The 20,959-nt window shown below is 63.0% G+C and carries 18 protein-coding genes; 10 read left to right on the plus strand and 8 right to left on the minus strand.

Annotated elements, in window-relative coordinates; genetic code table 11:
- Together D588_RS0120040 and D588_RS0120045 are read right to left on the minus strand one after the other, a co-directional pair.
- A partial coding sequence (locus D588_RS0120040) for a ParB/RepB/Spo0J family partition protein (RefSeq protein WP_017917260.1) occupies window positions 1-1,315 on the minus strand: 1,315 nt, incomplete at its 3' end.
- A gap of 89 nt (window positions 1,316-1,404) precedes the next feature.
- The gene (locus tag D588_RS0120045; protein ID WP_026143924.1) at window positions 1,405-2,229 is read right to left on the minus strand and encodes a DUF932 domain-containing protein; all 825 of its coding nucleotides are present in this window, start codon (window positions 2,227-2,229) and stop codon (window positions 1,405-1,407) included.
- 565 nt (window positions 2,230-2,794) lie between these two features.
- Between D588_RS0120045 and D588_RS25690 the strand changes: the two genes are divergently transcribed.
- Complete coding sequence (locus D588_RS25690; RefSeq protein WP_157836499.1) at window positions 2,795-3,577, plus strand: hypothetical protein; 783 nt, start codon at window positions 2,795-2,797, stop codon at window positions 3,575-3,577.
- 189 nt (window positions 3,578-3,766) lie between these two features.
- Here the strand turns inward: D588_RS25690 and D588_RS28635 are convergent, their stop codons facing one another.
- Both D588_RS28635 and radC read right to left on the minus strand, forming a co-directional pair.
- A complete protein-coding gene (locus tag D588_RS28635; RefSeq protein ID WP_232764337.1) occupies window positions 3,767-3,880 on the minus strand; it encodes a Mov34/MPN/PAD-1 family protein in 114 nt (37 codons plus the stop codon).
- Between the two features lie 195 nt (window positions 3,881-4,075).
- Entirely contained in the window at window positions 4,076-4,582 is a 507-nt protein-coding gene (gene radC, locus D588_RS0120055) for a DNA repair protein RadC (protein WP_017917263.1), read from the minus strand.
- Between the two features lie 472 nt (window positions 4,583-5,054).
- On the opposite strand from radC, the gene D588_RS25695 reads away from it, so the two are divergent.
- From D588_RS25695 to D588_RS0120090, 7 genes are all read left to right on the plus strand, one after another.
- Window positions 5,055-6,209, plus strand: coding sequence for an ATP-binding protein (locus D588_RS25695; protein WP_043086389.1), 1,155 nt, complete (start codon window positions 5,055-5,057; stop codon window positions 6,207-6,209).
- Window positions 6,206-8,428, plus strand: coding sequence for a S8 family peptidase (locus tag D588_RS0120065; RefSeq protein WP_026143925.1), 2,223 nt, complete (start codon window positions 6,206-6,208; stop codon window positions 8,426-8,428). The genes D588_RS25695 and D588_RS0120065 overlap by 4 nt, the downstream gene beginning before the upstream one ends.
- A 53-nt stretch (window positions 8,429-8,481) precedes the next feature.
- Entirely contained in the window at window positions 8,482-9,261 is a 780-nt protein-coding gene (locus D588_RS0120070; protein ID WP_026143926.1) for an RNA polymerase subunit sigma-24, read from the plus strand.
- Window positions 9,258-9,851, plus strand: coding sequence for a hypothetical protein (locus tag D588_RS0120075; RefSeq protein WP_017917267.1), 594 nt, complete (start codon window positions 9,258-9,260; stop codon window positions 9,849-9,851). Before D588_RS0120070 ends, D588_RS0120075 begins: the two co-directional genes overlap by 4 nt.
- Before the next feature lie 3 nt (window positions 9,852-9,854).
- Window positions 9,855-13,283 carry a UvrD-helicase domain-containing protein gene (locus D588_RS0120080; protein ID WP_026143927.1) on the plus strand — a complete coding sequence of 1,143 codons (3,429 nt, stop codon included), beginning with the start codon at window positions 9,855-9,857 and terminating at the stop codon, window positions 13,281-13,283.
- 95 nt (window positions 13,284-13,378) lie between these two features.
- Entirely contained in the window at window positions 13,379-14,308 is a 930-nt protein-coding gene (locus D588_RS0120085; RefSeq protein ID WP_026143928.1) for a multiubiquitin domain-containing protein, read from the plus strand.
- Entirely contained in the window at window positions 14,308-15,714 is a 1,407-nt protein-coding gene (locus D588_RS0120090; RefSeq protein ID WP_017917273.1) for a ThiF family adenylyltransferase, read from the plus strand. Before D588_RS0120085 ends, D588_RS0120090 begins: the two co-directional genes overlap by 1 nt.
- A 906-nt stretch (window positions 15,715-16,620) precedes the next feature.
- Here the strand turns inward: D588_RS0120090 and D588_RS0120095 are convergent.
- The gene (locus D588_RS0120095; RefSeq protein ID WP_017917274.1) at window positions 16,621-17,013 is read right to left on the minus strand and encodes a hypothetical protein; all 393 of its coding nucleotides are present in this window, start codon (window positions 17,011-17,013) and stop codon (window positions 16,621-16,623) included.
- A 475-nt stretch (window positions 17,014-17,488) separates the two neighbouring features.
- The gene (gene gstA / locus D588_RS0120100; RefSeq protein WP_017917275.1) at window positions 17,489-18,160 is read right to left on the minus strand and encodes a glutathione transferase GstA; all 672 of its coding nucleotides are present in this window, start codon (window positions 18,158-18,160) and stop codon (window positions 17,489-17,491) included.
- A gap of 97 nt (window positions 18,161-18,257) precedes the next feature.
- Between gstA and D588_RS0120105 the strand changes: the two genes are divergently transcribed.
- Entirely contained in the window at window positions 18,258-19,133 is an 876-nt protein-coding gene (locus D588_RS0120105; protein WP_017917276.1) for a LysR family transcriptional regulator, read from the plus strand.
- 580 nt (window positions 19,134-19,713) lie between these two features.
- Window positions 19,714-20,082 carry an AlpA family phage regulatory protein gene (locus D588_RS26880; RefSeq protein WP_081613611.1) on the plus strand — a complete coding sequence of 123 codons (369 nt, stop codon included), beginning with the start codon at window positions 19,714-19,716 and terminating at the stop codon, window positions 20,080-20,082.
- A 16-nt stretch (window positions 20,083-20,098) separates the two neighbouring features.
- Here the strand turns inward: D588_RS26880 and D588_RS0120115 are convergent, their stop codons facing one another.
- Together D588_RS0120115 and D588_RS0120120 are read right to left on the minus strand one after the other, a co-directional pair.
- Complete coding sequence (locus D588_RS0120115; protein ID WP_017917278.1) at window positions 20,099-20,623, minus strand: DNA-binding protein; 525 nt, start codon at window positions 20,621-20,623, stop codon at window positions 20,099-20,101.
- Between the two features lie 4 nt (window positions 20,624-20,627).
- The gene (locus D588_RS0120120; RefSeq protein WP_017917279.1) at window positions 20,628-20,903 is read right to left on the minus strand and encodes a hypothetical protein; all 276 of its coding nucleotides are present in this window, start codon (window positions 20,901-20,903) and stop codon (window positions 20,628-20,630) included.
- Window positions 20,904-20,959 lie beyond the last annotated feature (56 nt).

The following is a 20,959-nucleotide window of genomic DNA, read 5'->3' on the forward strand; positions in this document are numbered from 1 at the left end:
GCATGTCGTCCGCGTCCTCGTCGTTGGCGGCTTCACCTCCGGTGTCGCCGAAACCGCGCCGCAGCTTGTCGAGCGTGCGCAGCGCCTTCGCTTCTGCTTCGCGCAGCAGTCCGCGATGAATCACGGCCTCGCCCTTGCGGTCGAGCGTGACGATGGCACCGGCCACGACACGTACGTCCAGGACGTAGCCCTGCAAGCCGTCCTCCAGCCCTTGCAGTTCCCCGCCGAGCCGTTCGCGCCGTTCTTCCAGCGTTGCCACCCTGCCCTCATCCTCGCCGCCGTCACCCTGCCAGGCGGCTTCCAGCTCCGCGTCGATCTTGTCGAGGCGGGATTGCAGCGAGGCCATGCGTCGCGCCTCGCGGGCGCTCGGTTCCCGGCGCTGGCGCGGCGCGTTCTGGAACGCCTGCCGCTCGGCGTAGCTCAAATGCGGCACGGCTTCCACCCAGGCCCACCCCTCGGCGCGCACGTCCTCGGCCAGCGCTGCCAGCTTCTCGCGCACCAGCGTTTCCAGCAACGCGGCGTCGGTGAGATAGGTGCCCGCATCGCCCTCGGCGAACAGGTCGCGGCGGATGCCGCCGCCTGCCTGCCGGTAGGTGTCCAGCCCGACGAAGCGCACCAGCGCGTGCGTGGCGTCGATTTCGCGCTCGGTCAGGCGCTCGCGCAGTTGGGCCGGACTGCGCTGCCATTCCGGCGCACCGTAGAACGCGGCTTCCTGCGCGGCATGGTCGTCGGTGATGGTCAGGGCCATCAACTGTTCCAGCGTCACGCCTGCGGCGCGATAGTCGGCCATCAGGCGCGGCGAGACGTTCGCCAGCTTCAGGCGGCGCTGCACCACCAGCGGGGACACGCCGAAGTCGGCGGCAATGTCCTCGACGGGCCGGCCTTCCTTGACCAGGGCGGCGAACGCCTCGAACTGGTCGGCGGGGTGCATCTGCTCGCGCATCAGGTTTTCCGCGAGGCTGACGGTGCGGGCGGACGCATCCGCCACCAGCAGGCACGGCACCTCGAAGTCGGCGGGGATGCGCTTCTTCTTCGCCAGCAGCTTCAAGGCGGTCAGGCGGCGATCACCGGCCACCACCTCGTAAGTCTCGCCATCGGCGGAAAGGATGACGATCAGGTTTTGCAGCAGTCCGATGCGGGCAATGCTCGCGGCCAGTTCGGGGATGGACAGGCGCGGCATCTTGCGGGCGTTGCGCCTGGAGCGGCGCGGCAGCAGTTGCGAAAGCGGAACCAGAATCAGGTTCCTGGACGGATCGGCCATTTCCAGCGGGGCGGATTCGATGGCGATGGTTTCGGTCTTGAGGACGGCGTTCATCGTGAAGACTCCTTGCGGTTGGGATGCAGCGGCGAGAGAAGCGGCAAGGGCTGCTGCCTGCCCCTGCCGGAATGCGAGGCAAAGGGGGTTCAGGCTTTGAGCTGGCGCAGGCCATCGGCCAGCAGCCACAGGGCGCGGTTCAGGCGCACGCTCTGGTCGATGCCCTGCACGGGCCGAGTGGTCTGGCGGCGGCCATTCGCGGCGCGGGCGGACAGGCCGCCCTTGGTCAGGTTCTCCTGCGTGCGGTTGAACACGCTCCACAAGTCACGGCGGTCGTCGTCATGGCGGCGCGGCATCAGGATTTGCGATTCGGTGATCGGCGCGGGCTTGTCCTCGTCGTACTTCAACGCCAGCGCAGCGCGGGCGAACACTTCCGACTCCCCGGCGTCCAGCGTGATGGCGCGCATGGCATCGCGCGATGCCTGCGCGCGGTCGAAGCCGTGCAGGACTTCGTAAGCGCCTTCGATGACGTGGGCGGCCACGTCGCCCTTGTGCGGCACGCGCACGTCGGCCACGGTGTCCCCACACACCAACCCGTTGCAGCACACGAAGCGGAACATCCCGGCCAGCATCTGATAGCTGCTGGTGCCGTCATGGGAGTTCAGCAGGATGATTTCGTTGGCCTCGCGGCCGTTGATCTGGCTGGCGTGGCGCAGCCGGATCATGTGCTTGGTGTAGTCGCGGCGGTCGTCGTCGCGCACGCGCGTCTGCGCCACCATGAAAGGCTCGAAGCCCTCCCCGCGCAGTTCCTGCAGCACCGTCGCGGTGGGGATGTAGCTGTACCGTTCGGAGCGGCTTTCGTGTGGGGCGTCCGCGAAGATGGACGGGGCCACGGCCCGGATCTGGTCGTCGGACAAGGGACGTTCCGAACGCAGCACCGGGGACCGGGAAGCGAAGCGGGATGCGAGTTGCATGATCTTTCTCCTGACAAAAAGAGGGTTGCTGTTCACCGCACACCGGATTCCTAGATTCGGAGCCCAGCCTTCCGGCTGTTCGGTGCGGTCGGCACGAGGAACCCGGTTGGCCCTGTTGCCACCGTCTTTCCTGAGTTCATCGCCCGCGACGGTCAGGAGCGCGCGGACGGGCGCCGTCAAGGAGACAAGCGCAGGGGTGGTGCGGCCCGCAGGCGCAGCCGAGGACACGGCCCTGCGCGCCTTGACGGCGCACGGACGCGGGCTACAGTCGCGGACAAGGTGATGGAGTCAGGGAAGGCGGCTGGACATGGCAACGGCCTTCCCACACGCCAACCGCACGGCAAGCGAAGCGCGCAGGCCCGAAGCTGGAAGCCGGGCCGGAGGCGTCAGCCGAGCGGAGCGAGGGAACGATGGAAGCCCGTCAGGGGCGAGACCCGCGCAGCGGGGCTCGATGCGCAGCACGACAGTGCGACCGGCCATGTTTCTTGGCCGGGGACGCCCTTAATCCAATCAGCATGTCCATCACCTGATACCTTTGCGACTCGATCAAAGGACTCGACAACGCATGTTCAAACCGGAATCGCTCTCTGCACTGTTTTCTCTGCTGCAAGAAATGACGCTGGTCCAGCGTGAGAGCGACGCATTCCGGTCACCAGGATGGATGCGCCGACTGGAAATACTGACGATTTCCGGGTATGTGGGAATCGCAATCGCACTACTCATTGCTGCCTGGATTCAGCACACCTGGCCATCACAGTCCCATGCGTTCTGGCTTCAGGCGCTCTATCTCGCATTGATCCTGTTTGGCATGGCCTACATGCTGATCGCCATCTTGAGCGTCGGAACCTTGTTCTGGCGCCATCGCAGACAACGCTTCCCCGCGCAACTCGCACGCCTCAAGCTCGACATGCTGGACGATGTTGGGTTCATGACCCAGCTTCTCGGCTATGACAAGGCCACGCTGGAGTACGCGCTGCTGCAGTACCGGCACCGCTGGGATAGCCTTGATGGTCGGGTTGGTCTGCTTGTCGGGGATCTGCGCAAACTCGGCCTGTTCCCCGCGCTGACGGCGTCATCGATGGCGGCATCGACGCTGCTGAAGAACGACAGCAATATGTACCTGTGGATGCCCCTGATCCTGGCCGCGTGCTTCTATCTCGTGGGCTTCTACGCCCAAGGCCGCCGGGAACGCCCCCAGCAGGTGATTGATCTGCTCGATTACGCCGCTCGGCACGCCGACGTGGCGATGGAGTGCGACCCGGAGCCTTCTAGAAACGCTCGCTGTCAAATCGATGCAGGCCACACTCAGCAAGCGGCGGAACACTCAGAGCCCTCCACGAACCGCTGATCAACGACCCCATGTAGCTGATACGTCGGGGTCAAAGACGGGGCTTGAAGCGCAGGATGCAACTCACAAGCTCAACGACGATACGCCAAGACCATCGGATATCGATTGCCAGTTATTCAACAGGGATCAGCCCTGGGCCGCAACCGGTACTTGGCACCAGTTCAACATACAGGGACTGTCGCCCGACAATCACGGCAAGCATGGGCCGCTTGCTCGCCGTCGCGCTGACAGTCGGTTCCACTCCGATCTGTCGAGACCAGAAGGATGCGGATGATCTTCAGGGTGTGTATGCCATTCGCCCAAATAGCGAACTGTTCCTTGAGTTGCCTTCCATCGCGAAAGGCGATGTGCGTGCCGGACACCGCATTGCTTGCAGTTGCTCGGTTAGTGCCTGACGAGCGACATGCGAGAGATATCACCGTCCCTTGCATGGCATGCGCGATGGCCGGAATGACGCCGCTGGGCGCAGCATAAAAGGGGGGCCGAAGCCCCCCGTGGTCAGAGCAGACCACATTCGGCGAATGACGTGGTCACCGCGCCACCGACAACGACGTGATCCAGCGTGCGCACGTCCACCAGCGCCAGGGCCTCCTTGAGGCGCTGGGTCAGGCTCCTGTCGGCCTGGCTAGGCTGCGCACTCCCGCTCGGATGGTTGTGCGAAAAAATCACCGCTGCCGCGTTCAGCCGCAGGGCCTCCTTCACCACTTCGCGCGGATACACCGATGCTTGGTCGATGGTGCCGCGGAACAGTTCCACGTACTCGATCAGACGATGCTGGCTGTCGAGGAACAGCGCCGCGAAAACCTCGTGCTCGAAGCTGGCCAGCTTGGTGCGCAAGTAGTCCTTGACCAGCGCCGGCGAAGTGAACAGCGTCCCGCGCGGGGTTTTCTGGTCGATCACCACGCGTGCCGCCGCCAGGATCTGGTCCACCGATGCCGGCGGGTAGCGCCCCTGCGCGTCACGCACCAGCAGCGAGGAATCGAGAGACAGAGAAAGTTGCGACATGTTCGTGCTCCGGTTGCTCAGGCGGAATTGCCTGGAACCGGCCCCAGCACGGCGCAGCGCAAGCCGTCACAGGGTCGAAGACGGCCACGGCCGCAAGCGCCGACGGCGCGCAGCCCTTGACGGCGAGAACGCCGTGATACGGTGAAGGGAACAGCAAGACCACCCTCCCCGCCCACGCAGACTTGACCGGGCAAGCGGAGCGCGCAGGCCCCGATCACAAAGCGGGGCCGGAGGCGTCAGCGCTCATGGCCGGATGGACACGACTCGGCATGAAGCGGAGAGCAGAGCCTGTGAGTGCGACGGCGGGGTCCCTCGTCGAGATTGCATTTCGCATAGCTTTCGACCACTCAGGCCGTACTCCTCGTCGGCGCTCTGTTCAACTCATCACCAACTTGTGAGACAATGCACCTAGTCCAATTCAAATTTTGAATTAATTAAATTAAATCAACCACTTATAAGTGATTCGGGCGAAATGAAAGAAGAACAATTAGATTTAGCCCAGATGGTGCGGCTAGCGCTGGCCGAGCAGACAGAAGACGTACGCCTGTTCGCAGCGCGGCTGGTCCGCAAGTACCGAGGGACAGCGCCTGACCTAGCGGAGCAGCTCGAGCTGTTCTTGAAGTCGAAGCCTGCACGCAGTGTTTCCCCCATGCGCAAGTTGCCCACTCAAGTGTCGGCAGCCCAAGCTCTGCCGGTAGATGACGAGTCCCGCCTCTCGCTCCTGAAGGTGTTCAAGGACGAGCCGACAAAAGATGCGCCACTGTTATCCAGCGATGTCGAGGATGTTCTAGGGCAACTCATCGCCGAACGCAGGCAGAGCGCCCGACTGCAGGCCATGGGGCTAACACCGACCCGCTCGGCCATCTTCGTTGGACCGCCGGGGGTAGGAAAGACACTCACGGCTCGCTGGCTTGCCGCGCAGCTGAAAGTGCCGCTGTATGTGCTCGACCTGACCGCCGTAATGAGCAGCTTACTGGGAAAGAGCGGTGCCAACTTGCGTGCGGCGATTGACTTCGCCAAGCGCGAGCCGTGCGTGCTGCTACTGGACGAAATCGACGCCATCGCCAAACGACGTAGCGACGAGACCGACGTGGGCGAACTCAAGCGTCTGGTCACGGTGATTCTTCAGGAAGTCGACGAATGGCCTGCCAGCAGCGTCTTGCTGGCAGCCACCAATCACCCAGAACTAATCGATCCGGCGCTATGGCGCCGCTTCGACCTTGTTGTCCAGTTCAAGACACCCGACGCAACAGCAGTCAAGGATGCCATCAAGCGCTTTCTGGGGCCGGACTATGCCCTCTTTGCCCGTTGGATCGACATCCTGGTGTTTGCATTCGCCGGACACTCGTTCAGCGACATCGAGCGCGATGTGCAGCGCTTCCGGCGTGCCGTGGCTCTCGGCACGACCACTGATGCGGATTTAGTAGAGGACTTCATGAAGGCTCGTGCTCTGGCTCTGGACAGACAGGGCCGCATCGACTTGGCAGTAATGCTGGCCAAGCAGACCCGCCTGTCCCAACACACCGTGTCCGACATCACGGGGGTCAGCCGGGACACGATCCGCAAGTACACCAGTGAGACGACTGCGGCCCGAAAAGCCGCCCCACGGAGAAAGGTTGACGCATGAGCCAAACCAATTTTCTGATCGGTCGTGGCGAACTGTTGACCCATGACATCGTCGGCCCGAGGCGCATGCCCGGCAAGGCCGAGGTCTACACCTTCGCGCAGGCGCGGGAGAGAATGCGTCCTCAGTTCCGTAGTGCCGCCAAAGCGCTGGACGCACTTCCTGCTGACGCCTGTCCGGGCGACTTCGCTGTGGCCCGGCTGATGATGAACCCCAGCTTCATCGCCCGCTCTTACTTTCCGACCGGGCTGTTGCGCAGCACGGGGCTGGAGTCGATCGGCAGCCGCACCGTCAAAGTCAAACCGGAAGCCTGGACTCGCAAGGGGCAGCCGCAGGAGACCACGACGACCGAACTGTTCGTGGCCGGCAAGCGGCAGGCCTTCCGCAACCTGTCGCATTGGATGGAAGCCATCGAGACGGAATCGGACGAGGGAGATGACCTGACTCATATCGAGCGGTTCGCAGCATTCGCGCCGGCGGAACGGATCATGAGCCTTGGCAGCCCGAAAGACCGATTCTTCGAGGTAGGCCTACACCTGCTGCCAGATGAAGAGCCGGGACTGATCCAAAAGGCTTTTGTGAAGTTCGCCCAGCGCGAAGGCGTAAAGGTCCACAGTGAAGTCGATTTCGTCGCCGGCAACCTGTGGTTCGTGCCAGTGGAGGGAAAGCCACGCGAAGTCGAGAAGCTGGCCAGCTTTGCCTTCGTGCGGGTGATCCGACCAGTGCCCAAGCTGCGGGGCATCCGTCCCCTGCAACGCAGTGGCGGGCCCTCGGTGGGGTGCAGCCTACCCACAGAGCAGGCCCTTTCGTCCGAACCCCGCGTCGCCGTACTAGACGGTGGCCTACCCGACCACCACCTCATCGGCCCCTGGTTACGTTCGTATCGCAAGCTCGATGAAGATGCCGACGATGACCCAGACGGCCCGGAACACGGTTTAGGAGTGACGTCCGCATTGCTGTTCGGCCCCATCCAGCCCAACGGAACGGCCGGTCGGCCCTTCGCTCCGGTGGATCATTTGCGCGTGCTCGACAAGGAGTCCAACAACGAAGACCCGCTGGAACTGTACCGCACGCTCGGCCTCATCGAACAGGTCCTGCTATCGCGATCCTATGAGTTCATCAACCTGAGTCTGGGACCTGACCTCGAAGTGGAGGATCAGGAAGTCCACGCCTGGACCTCCGTCATTGACGAACTGCTCAGCGATGGCGATACGCTCATGACCGTAGCCATCGGCAACAATGGGGAACGAGACCGGGAACTCGGCTACAACCGCGTGCAGGTTCCGTCTGACTGTGTCAATGCTCTCTCTGTTGGCGCCGCAGATGACACGGGTGCGGGCTGGGCTCGCGCACCCTACAGCGCCATTGGGCCAGGCCGAAGCCCCGGCGTCGTCAAACCGGACCTAATGGCCTTCGGCGGCAATCCCGCATCCAGATACTTCCACGTTCTGGCGCCGAATGCGAAGCCAGTGCTGACGCCGCAGCTCGGTACCAGCTTTGCGGCACCGTACCTACTGCGTAGTGCGGTAGGTATCCGCGCCATCCTGGGCGCAAACCTGACGCCTCTCGCCATCAAGGCCTTACTGGTCCACGCAGCCGACCCAGGCGAACACGACCAGATCGAAGTGGGCTGGGGCAAGATCCCGGAAGACACCCTCGACATCATTACCTGCCCAGATGGCGTGGCTCGAGTGGTCTACCAGGGGGAGCTAAAGCCCAGCAAATACCTGCGCGCCAGCCTTCCACTACCGCGGGAGGGCCTGACGGGCAACGTCCGCCTGAAGGCCACTTTCTGTTACGCATCGCCCACTGACCCACAGGACGCAGCGGCCTACACAAAGGCCGGCCTTGAAGTTGTCTTCCGCCCCAATGACGAGAAGATCAAGGACGGCAAAAGCAATGCCGATACCAAGGGCTTCTTCGACCTGAAGAAGTTCGCAACCGAGCAGGAACGCCGCTCGGATCAGGGCAAGTGGGAAACTGTGCTACATGGCGCCAAGACCTTCCGCGGCACCAGCTTAAAGAACCCAGTGTTCGACATCCATTACAACGCTCGCGATGGTGGCGGCCGAGCCACAGGTGCCGAGAAGATCCGCTACGCACTGATCCTCTCGGTCGAGGCCCCAAAGCACGCGGATCTCTACAACGACATCCTACGCGCCTACGCCAGAACCCTCGTGCCGATCCAGCCGCAGGTGTCCTTGCCGATCCGCGTTCGGTGACGATGGGCGGGGTAAAGAAGGACACCGCAAACTGACGGGCAAGGAGGAGATCAATGCCGGAACCGTTGAAGAGCAAAGACAAACACGGCTTGCCGTTCACTCGACCGCCGGAGATCGAGGTTTGCCTGGCAAGGCTGGAGGCGGTCGATGCCACTGCACGCCTGCAGGCCTTCGCCATCACATCAAGGAAGAGCAGCGGATACGAGCCGTCCGAGGCGCTGACGTATTTTCTGCGTCGCGCCCACGCGACGGACGCAAAGGACGAGTTCAGACAGCTATTCCGACTGCTCATGAAACGTATCGGTAAGTCCCTGCTTGCAACAGTCCCGGACTCCCGTAAAGCCGCAGCGGAAGGCATTCGAGAAGAGATCATGGGACGATTCACCGAGAGAATCGCCAAGGACTGCAACGGTCGATTCGCCATGCTGGACTTCTTTGAAGTGCGGTTTGACCTGGCGTTCGCCCGATTCCGGAAGTCCGTACTGAGGCAGATCGGTCCTTCGATGGTGCTCACCGAGCCGCTGACCATGGACGGAGAGGCGAGCCAGGAGATCTCTCGGGAGGTCGAGGAAGCCGCAGCCGACTTCCTGGGAGGATATCCGCAAAAAATTGACGACCCGGCTTTCCGGTTGGAGCTGGACGCGGCGATTGACGATTTACCAGACGATCAGAGACGGGTTGTGGGCTTGTTAAGGCAAGGCTTCCAGATCGACTCTAAGGACCCGAACATCATGACTATCGCGAAGATGCTCCAGTGCGATGAAAGAACCGTGCGCAATCGCCGCGATCGAGCATACAGGACCCTCAAATCTGTTCTACAGGAGGACGCATGAGTACGCCGAAGCCTTTCGCTGCGGATGAGGAATTCGTGCTGATGGCCTTCTCAATGGAGTCAAGCCATGGCCGGGAGACGCTTGAACGCTACATCAGGGAGTATCCACAGCATACAACCGCGCTGATCGACTGTTCAATCGATCTGATTCATGAGCCGTCGGCAGACGATGTCCAGGCGCCTGAGATGCCGGACAGCGCGGTGGACAAGGCTTGGCAGCGATTCGAGCGGGCTCTCCAGCAGCCCGACGCAGAGGCCGCCAATCCATTCGCCAAGCTCAGTACGAGCAGCTTCAAGTCGCTTGCACGTAGCCTGGACGTGAGTAATCTTTTCCTGATGCGTGTGCGTGACCGGGCTATCCTTGCTTCCACCATTCCTGTCCGATTCACAGAGAAGCTGGCGTCGGAGTTGGGTGCCACCGTCCAAGCCGTGGGTGCATATCTGCAGGGTCCACCGCGCATAGTTTCCGGACAGGCTTTTCGCTCGAATACAAAGCCGAGTGTAGGCGAGCAGATCACGTTCGACCAAGCCGTCCAAACTTCACAGCTCACGCAGGAGCAGCAGGCCACGTTGAATTCCTTAGCGGACTGAGCAATGGACGCCACAGAGGCTGCCCGCCGAGAAGCAGAACACCTGCACCGCGCCACCGCCGCGGCCGGTGGCGATCCAACCCGCCCTCTAACGTTTGCGCTTCATGAGGCAGCACGTCGCGGCTTGGATGTATATCCACTGCAGGCAGGAGACCCGCAACTCAAGGGAGGCAAAGCGACTTTCGACAGTCAGGCTGGAGGCATCCTCTATGAGGATCTCGGATCGGATTTCGATCGCGCCTTCCTGATTGCGCATGAACTCGGTCATGTCGTGCTGGAAGGCGGTACGCTGGACATGGTGACTATGGACGTTGAGCCCGAACGGTCGATGGAAGACGCGCCGGTCGGCATCGACCGTGTCCTTGACTACGGGGCACGTGAGCGGCGTGAAATCAAGATGGATCTCTTCGCCCGCGAATTCCTGCTGCCACGCTCTTTGCTGCGCGAATTACATATCACGGAAGGTCTGACATCCGACGCGATTGCAAAGCGTTTCGGTGCACCGCTCGCCGTAGTGCAGCAACAGTTGCTGGATGCGTTGCTGGTACCACCAACCGAAGAACCGCAACCTGTAGGCACTGGTGCCGCCGCCACCCCGTTCGACCCGGATGCCAGTCAGATTAAGGCGGCCGCACATCGTGGCTTGGCATTTCAGCTACAGGCAGGGCCTGGTACAGGAAAAACGCGAACGCTTGTTCGCCGCATCGAAGGGCTACTTGCGGACGGTGTCGACCCCACGACGATTCTGGTTCTCACCTTCTCCAACAAGGCGGCCAATGAATTGTGCGAGAGGATTGCGGCAAGCGATCCTGTCGCGGCAGCAGCCATGTGGATCGGAACGTTCCACGCGTTCGGACTCGACATCATCCGCCGCTTCCATGACCAACTGGGACTCCCCTCGGACCCGCGGTTAATCGACAGGACGGAAACCATTGAACTGCTTGAGGACGAATTTCCTCGGCTGGAGTTGAAGCACTATCGCAACCTCTGGGATCCGGCCCTGGATTTAAGTGACATGCTGAGCGCCATCTCACGCGCCAAAGATGAGGTTGTCGATGCTGCGGGCTATCGCGCCCTCGCGCAGGCTATGGCTGTCCGGGCGGGAACCGACCAGGACGCGAAGGTCCGAGCCCAGAAGTGCCTGGAAGTCGCCACGCTCTTCGAGGCGTACGAACGGTTGCTGACCGAGCGTCAGTTGCTGGACTTCGGCGACCTGGTTGCGCTGCCGGTCCGTCTGGTGGAGGACAGCGCCGAGGTCAGGGACGCCCTGCGTGCTCGCCATAAGCACGTGCTGGTGGATGAGTACCAGGACGTGAACCGCGCCTCGGTGCGGCTTCTGAGGGCCATCGTCGGCGAAGGCCGCAACCTGTGGGTCGTCGGTGATGCACGCCAGTCTATCTACCGCTTCCGCGGCGCCTCTGCGACGAACATTGCGCGCTTTGCTATCGATTTCCCTGGCGCGCAGGCCGCACAACTGGGCATCAATTATCGCTCCGACGAGCGTATTGTCGATGTCTTCACCGAGTTTGCGCGCGGAATGCGAGCATCCGCTGGCGCTTTGCCGCTGAACCTCCAGGCCAACCGCGGCTCGAACGGAGAACGGGTAGAGCTCCGCGTTGCCGGTTCAGCTGATGATGAAATCTCTGCGCTTGCCGCCTCGATCATGGCCCTACATGCGCAGGGCATCTCCTACGGTGGCCAGGCCGTGCTGTGTGCGTCCAACGCGCGCCTGAATGCTATTGCCGAAGGTCTTGAAGCCAGAGGCATTCCCGCGCTGCACTTGGGAAGCTTGTTCGAAAGGCCGGAAATCAAGGATCTCCTGGCCTTGCTGTCACTGGCGATCGACCCGCGGGCGGCAGCGATGGTGCGCGTGGCCACCACGGCCCGGCATCAAATGCCGCTGCAGGATGTCATGCGGGTCATCGAGCACCTGCGAGCGGCGAATCCGACCTCGCTGGCATGGTTGGACATGCATGGCGAGGTGGACGGCTTGGCAGACGGCACTCGGGAATCACTCGCGCGCTTGTCAACGCTTTTCGCAGGCGTGAGCGCATCGACGCCCCCCTGGACCCTGCTAGCTGGATGGACGATCGACGGTCTCGGACTCGCGAAGACGCTGTATCAGGCCGCTGATCCACAGAGCCGCATGCAAGGTCTGGCGATCTGGCAGTTCCTGAACTTCTGTCGCCGGCAACCAAGCGGGCAAGGCGTGCCAGTGCTTCGGCTGCTGGATCGTATCCGACGCCTGGTGCTGCTCTCAGAAGATCGTGGCTTGAGCCAACTGCCCCGCGGCGCTGAGAGTATCGATGCAGTGCGCCTGATGACGATCCACGGAAGCAAGGGGCTGGAGTTTGATGCTGTTCATCTACCGGGCATGGTGACGTCCGGCCTGCCGCGCAACAACGCGCCGCCGCGTTGTCTTCCACCGGATGGCCTGATCCATGGATCGGAGGGCCTGACTGGCATTGAGGCAGTGAAGGCCGGCCATGACGAGGAAGAAGAGTGTTTGTTCTTCGTCGCGCTCTCGCGAGCGCGTGACAGGCTGCTGTTGTACTCCTACGTCAAGCAGGCCGATGGACGTGCGCGCAGCCCCTCCAAGTTCATCAACCCGATCGAAAGATGCCTCACCCGTCCTACGCCCGTTCCGCTGCGGGCCAGCCCGCCATCGACGGGCGTGCCGCTAGTCGTGACATGGCAAGGGCATCCGCAGTGGACCGACATCCAGATCAACCTCTTCGAGCGTTGCCCGCGCCGTTTCTTCTATACGCACGTTCTGAGGCTCGGCGGTCGGCGAACCGAAACCGCATTCATGAAGATGCACAACGTCGTGAGTGACGTATTCGACTGGTTGAAGCGCGAGTACGCGACAACAAGTCCCAAGGTTGACGAGTTGGCAGCGCGCTTCGAGGAGGCATGGCGCTCCAAGGGTGCGACAGAGCATGGATATGCTGAAGACTACCGACGTATTGGCAAGCGACTCGTCGACTTCCTCATCGAGAGCCGTAGCCGTGGCGTGGCTGCGCCGGCGCCTCCGATCTCGTTGGGGTGGGCCGAAGGCGAGATCCTTATTAACCCGGATGGCGTTGCTCACGGAGCTGATGGCCGCGTTACGGTGCGCCGCGTCAAGACCGGCAAGCAGCGCTCGAACGCTTTCGATGACATCGAGTACACGGTTCTTCACCTTGCCGCCGTTCAAGCCTACGGCCCGAGCGCGCAGGTTGAGGTGACGTACCTCACCGACGAAACCATCCAGCCGGTGGAAATCACGCCGCGCAAGCTGGAGTCCAGGCGCGAAAAGCTGCAATCCTTTCTTCATGCGATACAGGCCGGGCAGTTCCCCGCCAAGCCCGAGGCGCGCACCTGTCCGCGCTGCCCAAGCTTCTTCCTCTGCGGAGACTTACCCAGAGGTGAGTGGGTGCAAGAAAAAATTTGATTGACCTTTCCGGTTTGGGTTGGGGCTGCGATTGACTGAGTGAGGGGCCAGAAAACCTGCAATCCCGCAGCCCCCCCCCCTCAAAGGGCAATCAAATGCAAAACCAAACCAACAGCGGTGATGACCGCTCTGATGTCGAAGATGTTGCCGCGGCGATCCGTGAAGGCCGCAGCCTGCGCCCGGCGGCGCTCTACCGGATCGTCGTTCTGGACGAACAGCTCCAAGAACGTCATATCGATCTCGCCGATCCGGTGCCGACTGCGCGTCAGATCCTCCTGGCTGCGGGCCTGCGCCCGGCCGATGGCTATAGCGTCTACGCGATCCTGACCTCAGGTGAGTTCGAGGATCTGCGTCTGGACGAAACCTACGATCTGCGCAGCCGCGGCGCCGAGCGCTTCGTGATCTTCCAGACCGATCGCGCGTTCAAGTTCACGATCGACGACCGCCAGTTGGAGTGGGGCAAGCCCAGCATCAGCGGCCGCGTGCTCAAAGCGTTGGCTGGCGTCCCGCCGGAAACTTACGATGTCTACCTCGAAGTTCGCGGTGGCGGTCAGGACATCCTGATCCGCGACGGCGACCTGATCGATCTGGGGAAGCCGGGGATCGAGCGCTTCATCACGCTGATCCGCGACACCACGGAAGGTCTGTTCGCGCTCCCCGAAGCAGACGAACTCTATCTGAAGAGCCATGGCGTGGTCTTCGAGACGGTGAGCGACGGTCCGCACACTGGCGTCATCTTCAAACAGCTGCCGCTGCCCGCAGGAAAATTCAATCACGCTGTGGCCGACGTGCTCGTTCTCCTGCCTGCCGGCTATCCCGATGTGGCGCCGGACATGTTTTATTGCGACCCCTGGTTGACGCTGAACAGCGTGGGGCGGTACCCGACCTGTGCAGACCAGGCCCACGCATTTCAGGGCCGCAACTGGCAGCGCTGGTCGCGCCACAACACGGCGTGGCGCCCGGGAATCGACGGCCTGCACACCATGCTCAAGCGCATCGAGCACGCCCTGGCGGAGGCGAAGTGATGTCGCCGGCTGCTCTGGACATCGTCCTGCTGGAGCCGCACGAGGCGGCCCTGCGCTCGCTGCTGCACCGAGATGACGGGGCCGAGGCGTCCGCCTATGTGCTGTTCGGCAAGGCCGACATCTCGGCAGACCCCTGGTCGGGCCTGTCTCGCACCAGGCTGATCTCGCATGAGGTCATTCCCGTCGCGGCTGACGAGATGGTCTCGGCATCGCCGGTCCACGTCACATGGTCCACCCGCGGCTTCATGCGCGTTCTCGGCGTCGCGAAGGAACGCGGCTTGGTCGCGGGCCTGGTGCACACGCATCCGAACGCGGCAGCGTTCTTCTCCGACCAGGATGACCGAAACGAGGCGGAACTCGCCCGGACGACGTTCAACAAGGGCGTTTCCGGCCTGGCCAGCATGGTGTTCGGCCGCGATGACGCTATAGCTGGCAGGCTCTGGATCGCACCCGGCGAGACGGTCACAGCATCCTCGATCTCGCTGGTAGGCAGCCAGATCAAAATCGCGCGCGCGGAAGCTACAGCCGACGAAGATCAATTCCTGGCTCGGCAGGCCGCGCTCTTCGGCCGAGGGTTCAATCCGGTCGTGCGCGGGCTGCGGGTCGGGGTCGTAGGGGGCGGGGGCACGGGCAGTGCTGTCGCGATGCTGTTGGCGCGATTGGGCGTCGGATTTCTGGGCCTGATGGACAACGACACCATCGATGTCACCAACCTCAACCGCGTGCATGGCTCGCGTGCAGCGGACGTAGCCGCCGGCTTGGCCAAGGTGGACATCCTCGCGCGCGAGATTCGTGCGGCGGGTCTCGGCACCCAGGTCGTCACCAAGAAGGAGTGGGTGGGCCACCCTGATCTGCGCGACCTGCTGCGCTCCTGCGATGTGCTGTTCGGTTGTACCGACGACCATCAGGGGCGGCTGACGCTCAACCGCTTGGCGCACTACTACGGCATCCCGCTGATCGATGTCGGCCTGCGCATGCGCGCGGCACGCAGCGGCGCGGACTACGATATGACGGGCCGTGTGTCGACGATTCGCCCTGGCAACCCTTGCCTCATGTGTCTGGGGGTGGCCGATCCACGCCGCGCTGCGGCCGAGGCTCTGCAGCGTAGCGACCCGGCCGAGTTCGAGCGGCGTAAAGCAGAAGCCTATGTGGATGGGGGCGGCGATCCGGCGCCCGCAGTAGTCACGTTTACCACAGCCATCGCCTGCGCCGCTGTCGATGAACTTATTCAGGGCCTGACCAGTTTTCGCGGCCCTCAGGGCGTGGCGCACAACAGGATTCGCCGTTTCGACCGCGTGGAAGACCGGGCCATGACCTGTCGGCCTATCGCCTCGTGCCCGGTCTGCGCCAGCCAGGCGAGCTGGGGGCGCGGCGACGTCAATCCATTCCTCGGGGTGATCGGGTGACTATGAAACGATTTATCGCGCGCACGCTGCGCCAACTCGGATGGCTGCACTATGACCTGCTCGTTTCTGAGACCGCTCAGCATCCAGGCAAGAATTCTGTGCCTCCAGGCGAGTTGCGCCTCGTCATCGATAGCGGCGTCAAGAAGTGGGCTTGCATGAGCTGCCCAGGCGGCTGCGGCGTACAGATATCGCTATCACTAAATCCGGATCGAAGGCCCCGTTGGTCTGTCCAAACCGACTTCTGGGGAAGGCCCACCGTATCACCTTCGATCCACCAGCATCGCGCATGCTCATGTCACTTCTGGGTGAAGCAGGGTCTGATCGAATGGTGCCCATAGAGATTCCCCCAAGTCGCATATCGCGCGAGTCCGGCGCAGGGGTGTAACAAGATGCTTTACTCCCCAGGCAAGACAGTGCCCCTGACCGCAGCAGCAAAGTGTCGGAGCCAAACCGCAAAAAGCGCGCCGTCGCACATGAAGCGAGACGACGGACCATCGATCGATCAGGCCTCAGAGCGCCTCAATAGCGACACCAGCCGATTGATCAGCCCAATCCCGACAAACACGCAGTCTCGGCAGAACTTTAAGCGCAGCGCGCCCGGCCATATCCTAGGTGACCAGGGACGCTTAGCCCTGAGGTTCGCTGAGCACCAGGTCGAGGGGGCCACGCTCCTGGATTCAGGAAGCTGATTCTGCTGTGGCTGCGGATCGCTGGCCGAGCCGGCGCAGCCGGTTCGGCGGTCTGCCAGGGGCGCCAAGCCTACGCGGCGGGGATAGCCCGCGGGGCTTTCCCCTAGAGGCAAGCGGAGCGCGCAGCGCCACAGGCGCGGAGACAGACACCGGGCGCAGCAAAAAGAAAGGTGCGCCGTCCCCGAAGGAACGACGCACCGAAGTCAGCGCAGCGCGATCAGTTCGCCGCCGGCGCCGTCATCGACTGCAACTGCTCGATCACGCCGGGCTCGACGAACACGCAAGCCTGCTCGTCCGCGATCGGCACGTTGAACACCCGCGCGAACACCGTGCGCCGCAGATGAGCCAGCCGGCCCGTCCGGTAGGCCTGCTCGGGCTTCATGCGCCCACCGACCTGCGAGCCGCTGCGCTGCGGATCGCATTCGACCAGCGCGACGAAGCCATCGTCATACAGCTTCTGATGTTCGGGGCACAGGCTCCAGCCAGTCGCAGTATGGCATTCCAGGCTCGCGCGCAGGCGCTTGTCCAGCAGGATCGCGCCGGTATCGAACGCCGTGCCGCAGACAAGGCAAACGTGCTGTTCGAGGGAAACATGTGATTTGTCGTTCATGACGGTTCTCCGGTTGCCAGGGCGGAATTGCCCGGAACCGTCGCCCTCACGGCGCAGCGCAGCAGTCAGGGGTCGCAGACGGCCGCAGGCCGCCAGCGTGCCTGCAGGCACGCGCAGCCCTTGACGGCGAGAACGCCGTGGTACGTTCGAGGGAACGGCAACTCCGCCCACCCCGACCCCAAACGAAGCCAGGACCGGCAAGCGGAGCGCGCAGGCACGGCCGACAGGGTCGCGCCGGAGGCGTCAGCCGAGCGCAGCGAGGCAACGACGGATGCCCGCCAGGGGCGAGCCCCGCGCATAGCGGGGCTCGATGCGCAGCACGACAGCGCGGCCCGGCATTGCCGGGAGACGCCCACTGCCTATCTATGACCATCCAAGGTGGGGAGATACCATCTGGCAAAAGGGAGGTTGTCCAGCGTGAGCGAGGACGTGTCCGGCAGGCTGATGCGGTTCCATACCAGTTGCACCCCGGGCTTCAGATGTTTCCGCCCATGCTGCTGGTACCTTGTTCGAGCAGCGCATGTGGGGGTCCTTCTACCCGCAAGGCTTCCACGACAGAGGGACGCTGGGCCACGCGCTCGAAGAAGTCTTTCAATGCGGGCCATCGGGCCAGATCGAAGGCAAGCCGCTGCGCCCAGGTGAGCATCGTGAAGAGGTAGGCGTCCGGCGCGGAGAAGTGATCGCCGCCCAGATAGCCCCCCAGGGTCAGTCGGCGATCCACATCATCCAGACGAGGTGCGACGTGTAGAAGGGTCTGTGCCTGCCCCTGCACCGTTTTCGACAGGAAATTGGCTGCGACGCCCCCATGACGCTCCGGGGTGATGAAGTTCTTGTGCAATTCGGTCGCGATGAAGTTGAGCCACGCCAGCGCGTGGTATCGCTGGCGCGTACCGGCCGGCGGCAGGAGCCGCCTGTCTGGGGTCTGATCCGCGATGAATTGCAGGATCACGGCGCATTCGGTCAATAGATCGCCGTCATCCAGCGCGAGGGCCGGGACGTAGGCCTTCGGATTGATAGCAAGATAGTCCCCGCCGGACCAGTGGTGCGTCCCCAGATCGACCTTCTCCAGGGTGAAGGCCAGTCCTGCCTCCCGAAGTAGGATGTGTGGTGCCTGCGAACTGGCGCCGGCTGCGTAGTAGAGGATCATTGCCGTTTCTCCTAGGATGGATGGCACTGGACGCTACCGGTACATCCGCCTTTCGGGAACGCGCAAATCCAAGACCAATACGTGCAAAACTGCAAGCATGTTCGATTGGCAGGATCTTCATTACTTCCTCGCAACAGCGCGTCTCGGGTCGTTTACTGCGGCCGCGGCCGAACTGGGTGTCGATCACGCCACGGTGGGCCGCCGCGTGGCGCGCCTGGAGGTGGCGATTGAACGTAAGCTGGTGGTGCGCCTTCCCCGTTCGACGAGGCTCACGAAAGAAGGCGTGGTCCTCGCCGAGGTGGCCCGCTCGATGGAGGTGAAGGCGGACGCCGTTGTGCGACATCTGCACGGCCATCCCGGCAGCGCGCCAGTCACGGTCACGGTAAGCGCGTTGCCTGTGCTGGCTGCATTTCTGATCGCTCCCAGCCTGCCTTCGTTTTCCCAAGTCCACCCGGATATCCATATGGTGCTGTCGGCCACGTCGGCGGTGGCGTCGCTCGAACGCGCGGAGGCTGACATTGCGATCGGCTTCGTACGTGCGAAGGTGCCCGGGCGCGTGGTGCGCCAAGCCGGCGAACTGGCACTTGGCCTCTACGCCTGCCATGACTACGGCGATACGTTCCCGGCAGAGCGGTGGGCGTTCATCGGCTTCGAGTCTTCGCTGGATGACATCCCGCAGCAACGGTGGCTGCACGCATTTGCCGACGGCCGCCCCTTCATCCTGCGATCCAACGACGTCGTCACGCAGGCGCAAGGGGCACGAGCGGGCGTGGGGATTGCACTGCTGCCGCGACTTCTCGGAGATGCCGATCCCGGCTTGACGCGCATGAAGGCGCACCCGGAGACTCCCCGCCGGAAGCTCTGGATGTCGGTCCACACGGATGTCAGGCGATCACCGGCCGTCCGTGCTGTTATGACGCATTTGATGGAGGTATGCGGCGGCCTGCCCGGAAGCGCCGATCCCCGGCCATGAACGCCTCCCGCATGTGAGGGATCAACGTCGTCGCCAGCACCAAGGCTGTTCGTGGTCTGGAGCACGCCTTCACCATCGCCTTGCGGCATTAGGTGCCCGCCGTCTGCTCTCTACACCTTCCCGGAGGATGATCCAGGCTTGGCTCGGCGTTGGATCGGATATCTAAGCATCCAGAGCTTTCGCCGACTTTGACGGGCTTCACTTCGGGCGTTTCCCCCCGAAGGCTCAAGTTGTTCAACTCCCTTGTGTCTACCGATTTCACCACTCGGGCAGTACATGGTGCGCTGGAACCCACAGTTCCTTCTGCTGGCTCCTGCTTGGCTCCTGACCATCGTTCCGAGCCGAAAGGCCTCGTAATGGACGATCGCAAGCCATTGTCACTATTGCTCTTTTGCCCCGACGGCACAGGCAGACGAAACTTGACAAAACAGATTTTAAGTACACAGCGGGCCGACGCAGATAGTGGACCGGCGCATCGGTACGATCTTGCTCGCCGCATCCTTTCTACGCCCCAACTGGTTGTGCCGATAGCCCCTGAAAACCACCATACCTCCCTGCACCAAAACCGAAGGAGGTCCAAATGGAGCAACGATCACAGGCACTGCTTGCAGACAGCAATGCTGCCCAACCCCTTCCCGTCCCCGGCACGCAAGCCTACGAAGCGCTGCCGCAATTTCCCCAGCGCAGCCCCCTTCCCTTCCGCCGCACCATCCGCCGCCACGAACTGCGTCAGATGGTCCCACTGGCCGAAACAACGATCTACGAAATGGAGCGCCGCGGCAAGTTCCCTCGACGCTTCAACCTGACGCCCCGCTGCGTCGTGTGGGACCTGGCCGAAGTGGAAGCGTGGATCGAAGCACGAAAGCAGGCCCCGCGCGTCGGCGTCGCGAAGCCAGACGTTCATCTACGAAAAACCCGCCCTGTTCGGGCGGGTTCGAACGAGGCATGAAGCCGGACAGCAGCCTTCAACCCACCAGGGCTTCCAGTGCCTTCGACGCCGAGCGCGGCAACCGCCGCCCCTCCTTCGCCACGTTGACCTGCAACGCCACGCGCGCCACCTCCAACACGTCCTTGGCCAGCGCATAGCTGCCCTTGGCCTGCAGCCAGGTCAGCACGTCCGCCAGATGCCAGATCGACGCACTGCCCTCATGCACCGGCGCAGGGAAGCTGCCCGGATGGGCCAGCATCAGCTTGCGCATGTTCTGCCGCGACACGCCCACGATCTCGGCCACGTCAGTCAGCCCCACCAGATCCGGCGCCACTTCGATCAATCGCGCTGTCGGCGCCGCGCGGCGCACATCGGCCAGTGCGCTGCGCACGGCCTCATCCGCATCCGCTGCCTCGCGGGTGAACTCCAGCGCCAGACGCCCCGGCTGCCCGATGCCGACCAGCGCATCGTCGCAGCCGGCAGCGCCCAAGCGCTCGACCAGTGCATCGGTGTCGCGGTCCTCGTCGGCCAGTTGGTACTTCAGGGTGAAGGTGTATTCCATCGCGCTACTCCTGGGCACCATCGCCCGCATCGTGCTGGCGTCGGTGCGTGGTGCAGTTGTCCACGACGCGCCGCAAGGCGCGTGCGTGGTTGCCAGGGCTCTTCGGCGTGCTCCACACGCTGGTGATGCAGAACTCGCCGCACCGGCACTCCTGGTCGTTGTAGGGGCAATAGATCCGCCCCCAGGCATGGCTGCCGCCGACCTCGACGCGCCAGCCCTGCCCTTCGGCATGCCGCAGCGCTTCCTCGACGTCCTTCTTCGGATGGGAGGGTCGGACCATCAGCGGCCTCCAGTGTCTTGGCGACAACGCAAGTTGTCAAGTGACAACCAAAACCC

It is taken from the genome of Xanthomonas sp. SHU 308, from assembly GCF_000364645.1.
GTDB classification, from domain to species: domain Bacteria; phylum Pseudomonadota; class Gammaproteobacteria; order Xanthomonadales; family Xanthomonadaceae; genus Xanthomonas_A; species Xanthomonas_A sontii.

What these genes read in the sequence shown, in the direction of transcription:
- D588_RS25695 (WP_043086389.1), top strand. Translation starts at nt 5,055, where the DNA reads ATGAAAGAAGAACAATTAGATTTAGCCCAGATGGTGCGGCTAGCGCTG.
- D588_RS0120065 (WP_026143925.1), top strand. Translation starts at nt 6,206, where the DNA reads ATGAGCCAAACCAATTTTCTGATCGGTCGTGGCGAACTGTTGACCCAT.
- D588_RS0120070 (WP_026143926.1), top strand. Translation starts at nt 8,482, where the DNA reads ATGCCGGAACCGTTGAAGAGCAAAGACAAACACGGCTTGCCGTTCACT.
- D588_RS0120045 (WP_026143924.1), bottom strand. Translation starts at nt 2,229, where the DNA reads ATGCAACTCGCATCCCGCTTCGCTTCCCGGTCCCCGGTGCTGCGTTCG.
- D588_RS0120080 (WP_026143927.1), top strand. Translation starts at nt 9,855, where the DNA reads ATGGACGCCACAGAGGCTGCCCGCCGAGAAGCAGAACACCTGCACCGC.
- D588_RS0120095 (WP_017917274.1), bottom strand. Translation starts at nt 17,013, where the DNA reads ATGAACGACAAATCACATGTTTCCCTCGAACAGCACGTTTGCCTTGTC.
- D588_RS0120085 (WP_026143928.1), top strand. Translation starts at nt 13,379, where the DNA reads ATGCAAAACCAAACCAACAGCGGTGATGACCGCTCTGATGTCGAAGAT.
- D588_RS26880 (WP_081613611.1), top strand. Translation starts at nt 19,714, where the DNA reads ATGGAGCAACGATCACAGGCACTGCTTGCAGACAGCAATGCTGCCCAA.
- gstA (WP_017917275.1), bottom strand. Translation starts at nt 18,160, where the DNA reads ATGATCCTCTACTACGCAGCCGGCGCCAGTTCGCAGGCACCACACATC.
- D588_RS0120105 (WP_017917276.1), top strand. Translation starts at nt 18,258, where the DNA reads ATGTTCGATTGGCAGGATCTTCATTACTTCCTCGCAACAGCGCGTCTC.
- D588_RS0120120 (WP_017917279.1), bottom strand. Translation starts at nt 20,903, where the DNA reads ATGGTCCGACCCTCCCATCCGAAGAAGGACGTCGAGGAAGCGCTGCGG.
- D588_RS25690 (WP_157836499.1), top strand. Translation starts at nt 2,795, where the DNA reads ATGTTCAAACCGGAATCGCTCTCTGCACTGTTTTCTCTGCTGCAAGAA.
- D588_RS0120115 (WP_017917278.1), bottom strand. Translation starts at nt 20,623, where the DNA reads ATGGAATACACCTTCACCCTGAAGTACCAACTGGCCGACGAGGACCGC.
- radC (WP_017917263.1), bottom strand. Translation starts at nt 4,582, where the DNA reads ATGTCGCAACTTTCTCTGTCTCTCGATTCCTCGCTGCTGGTGCGTGAC.
- D588_RS0120075 (WP_017917267.1), top strand. Translation starts at nt 9,258, where the DNA reads ATGAGTACGCCGAAGCCTTTCGCTGCGGATGAGGAATTCGTGCTGATG.
- D588_RS0120090 (WP_017917273.1), top strand. Translation starts at nt 14,308, where the DNA reads ATGTCGCCGGCTGCTCTGGACATCGTCCTGCTGGAGCCGCACGAGGCG.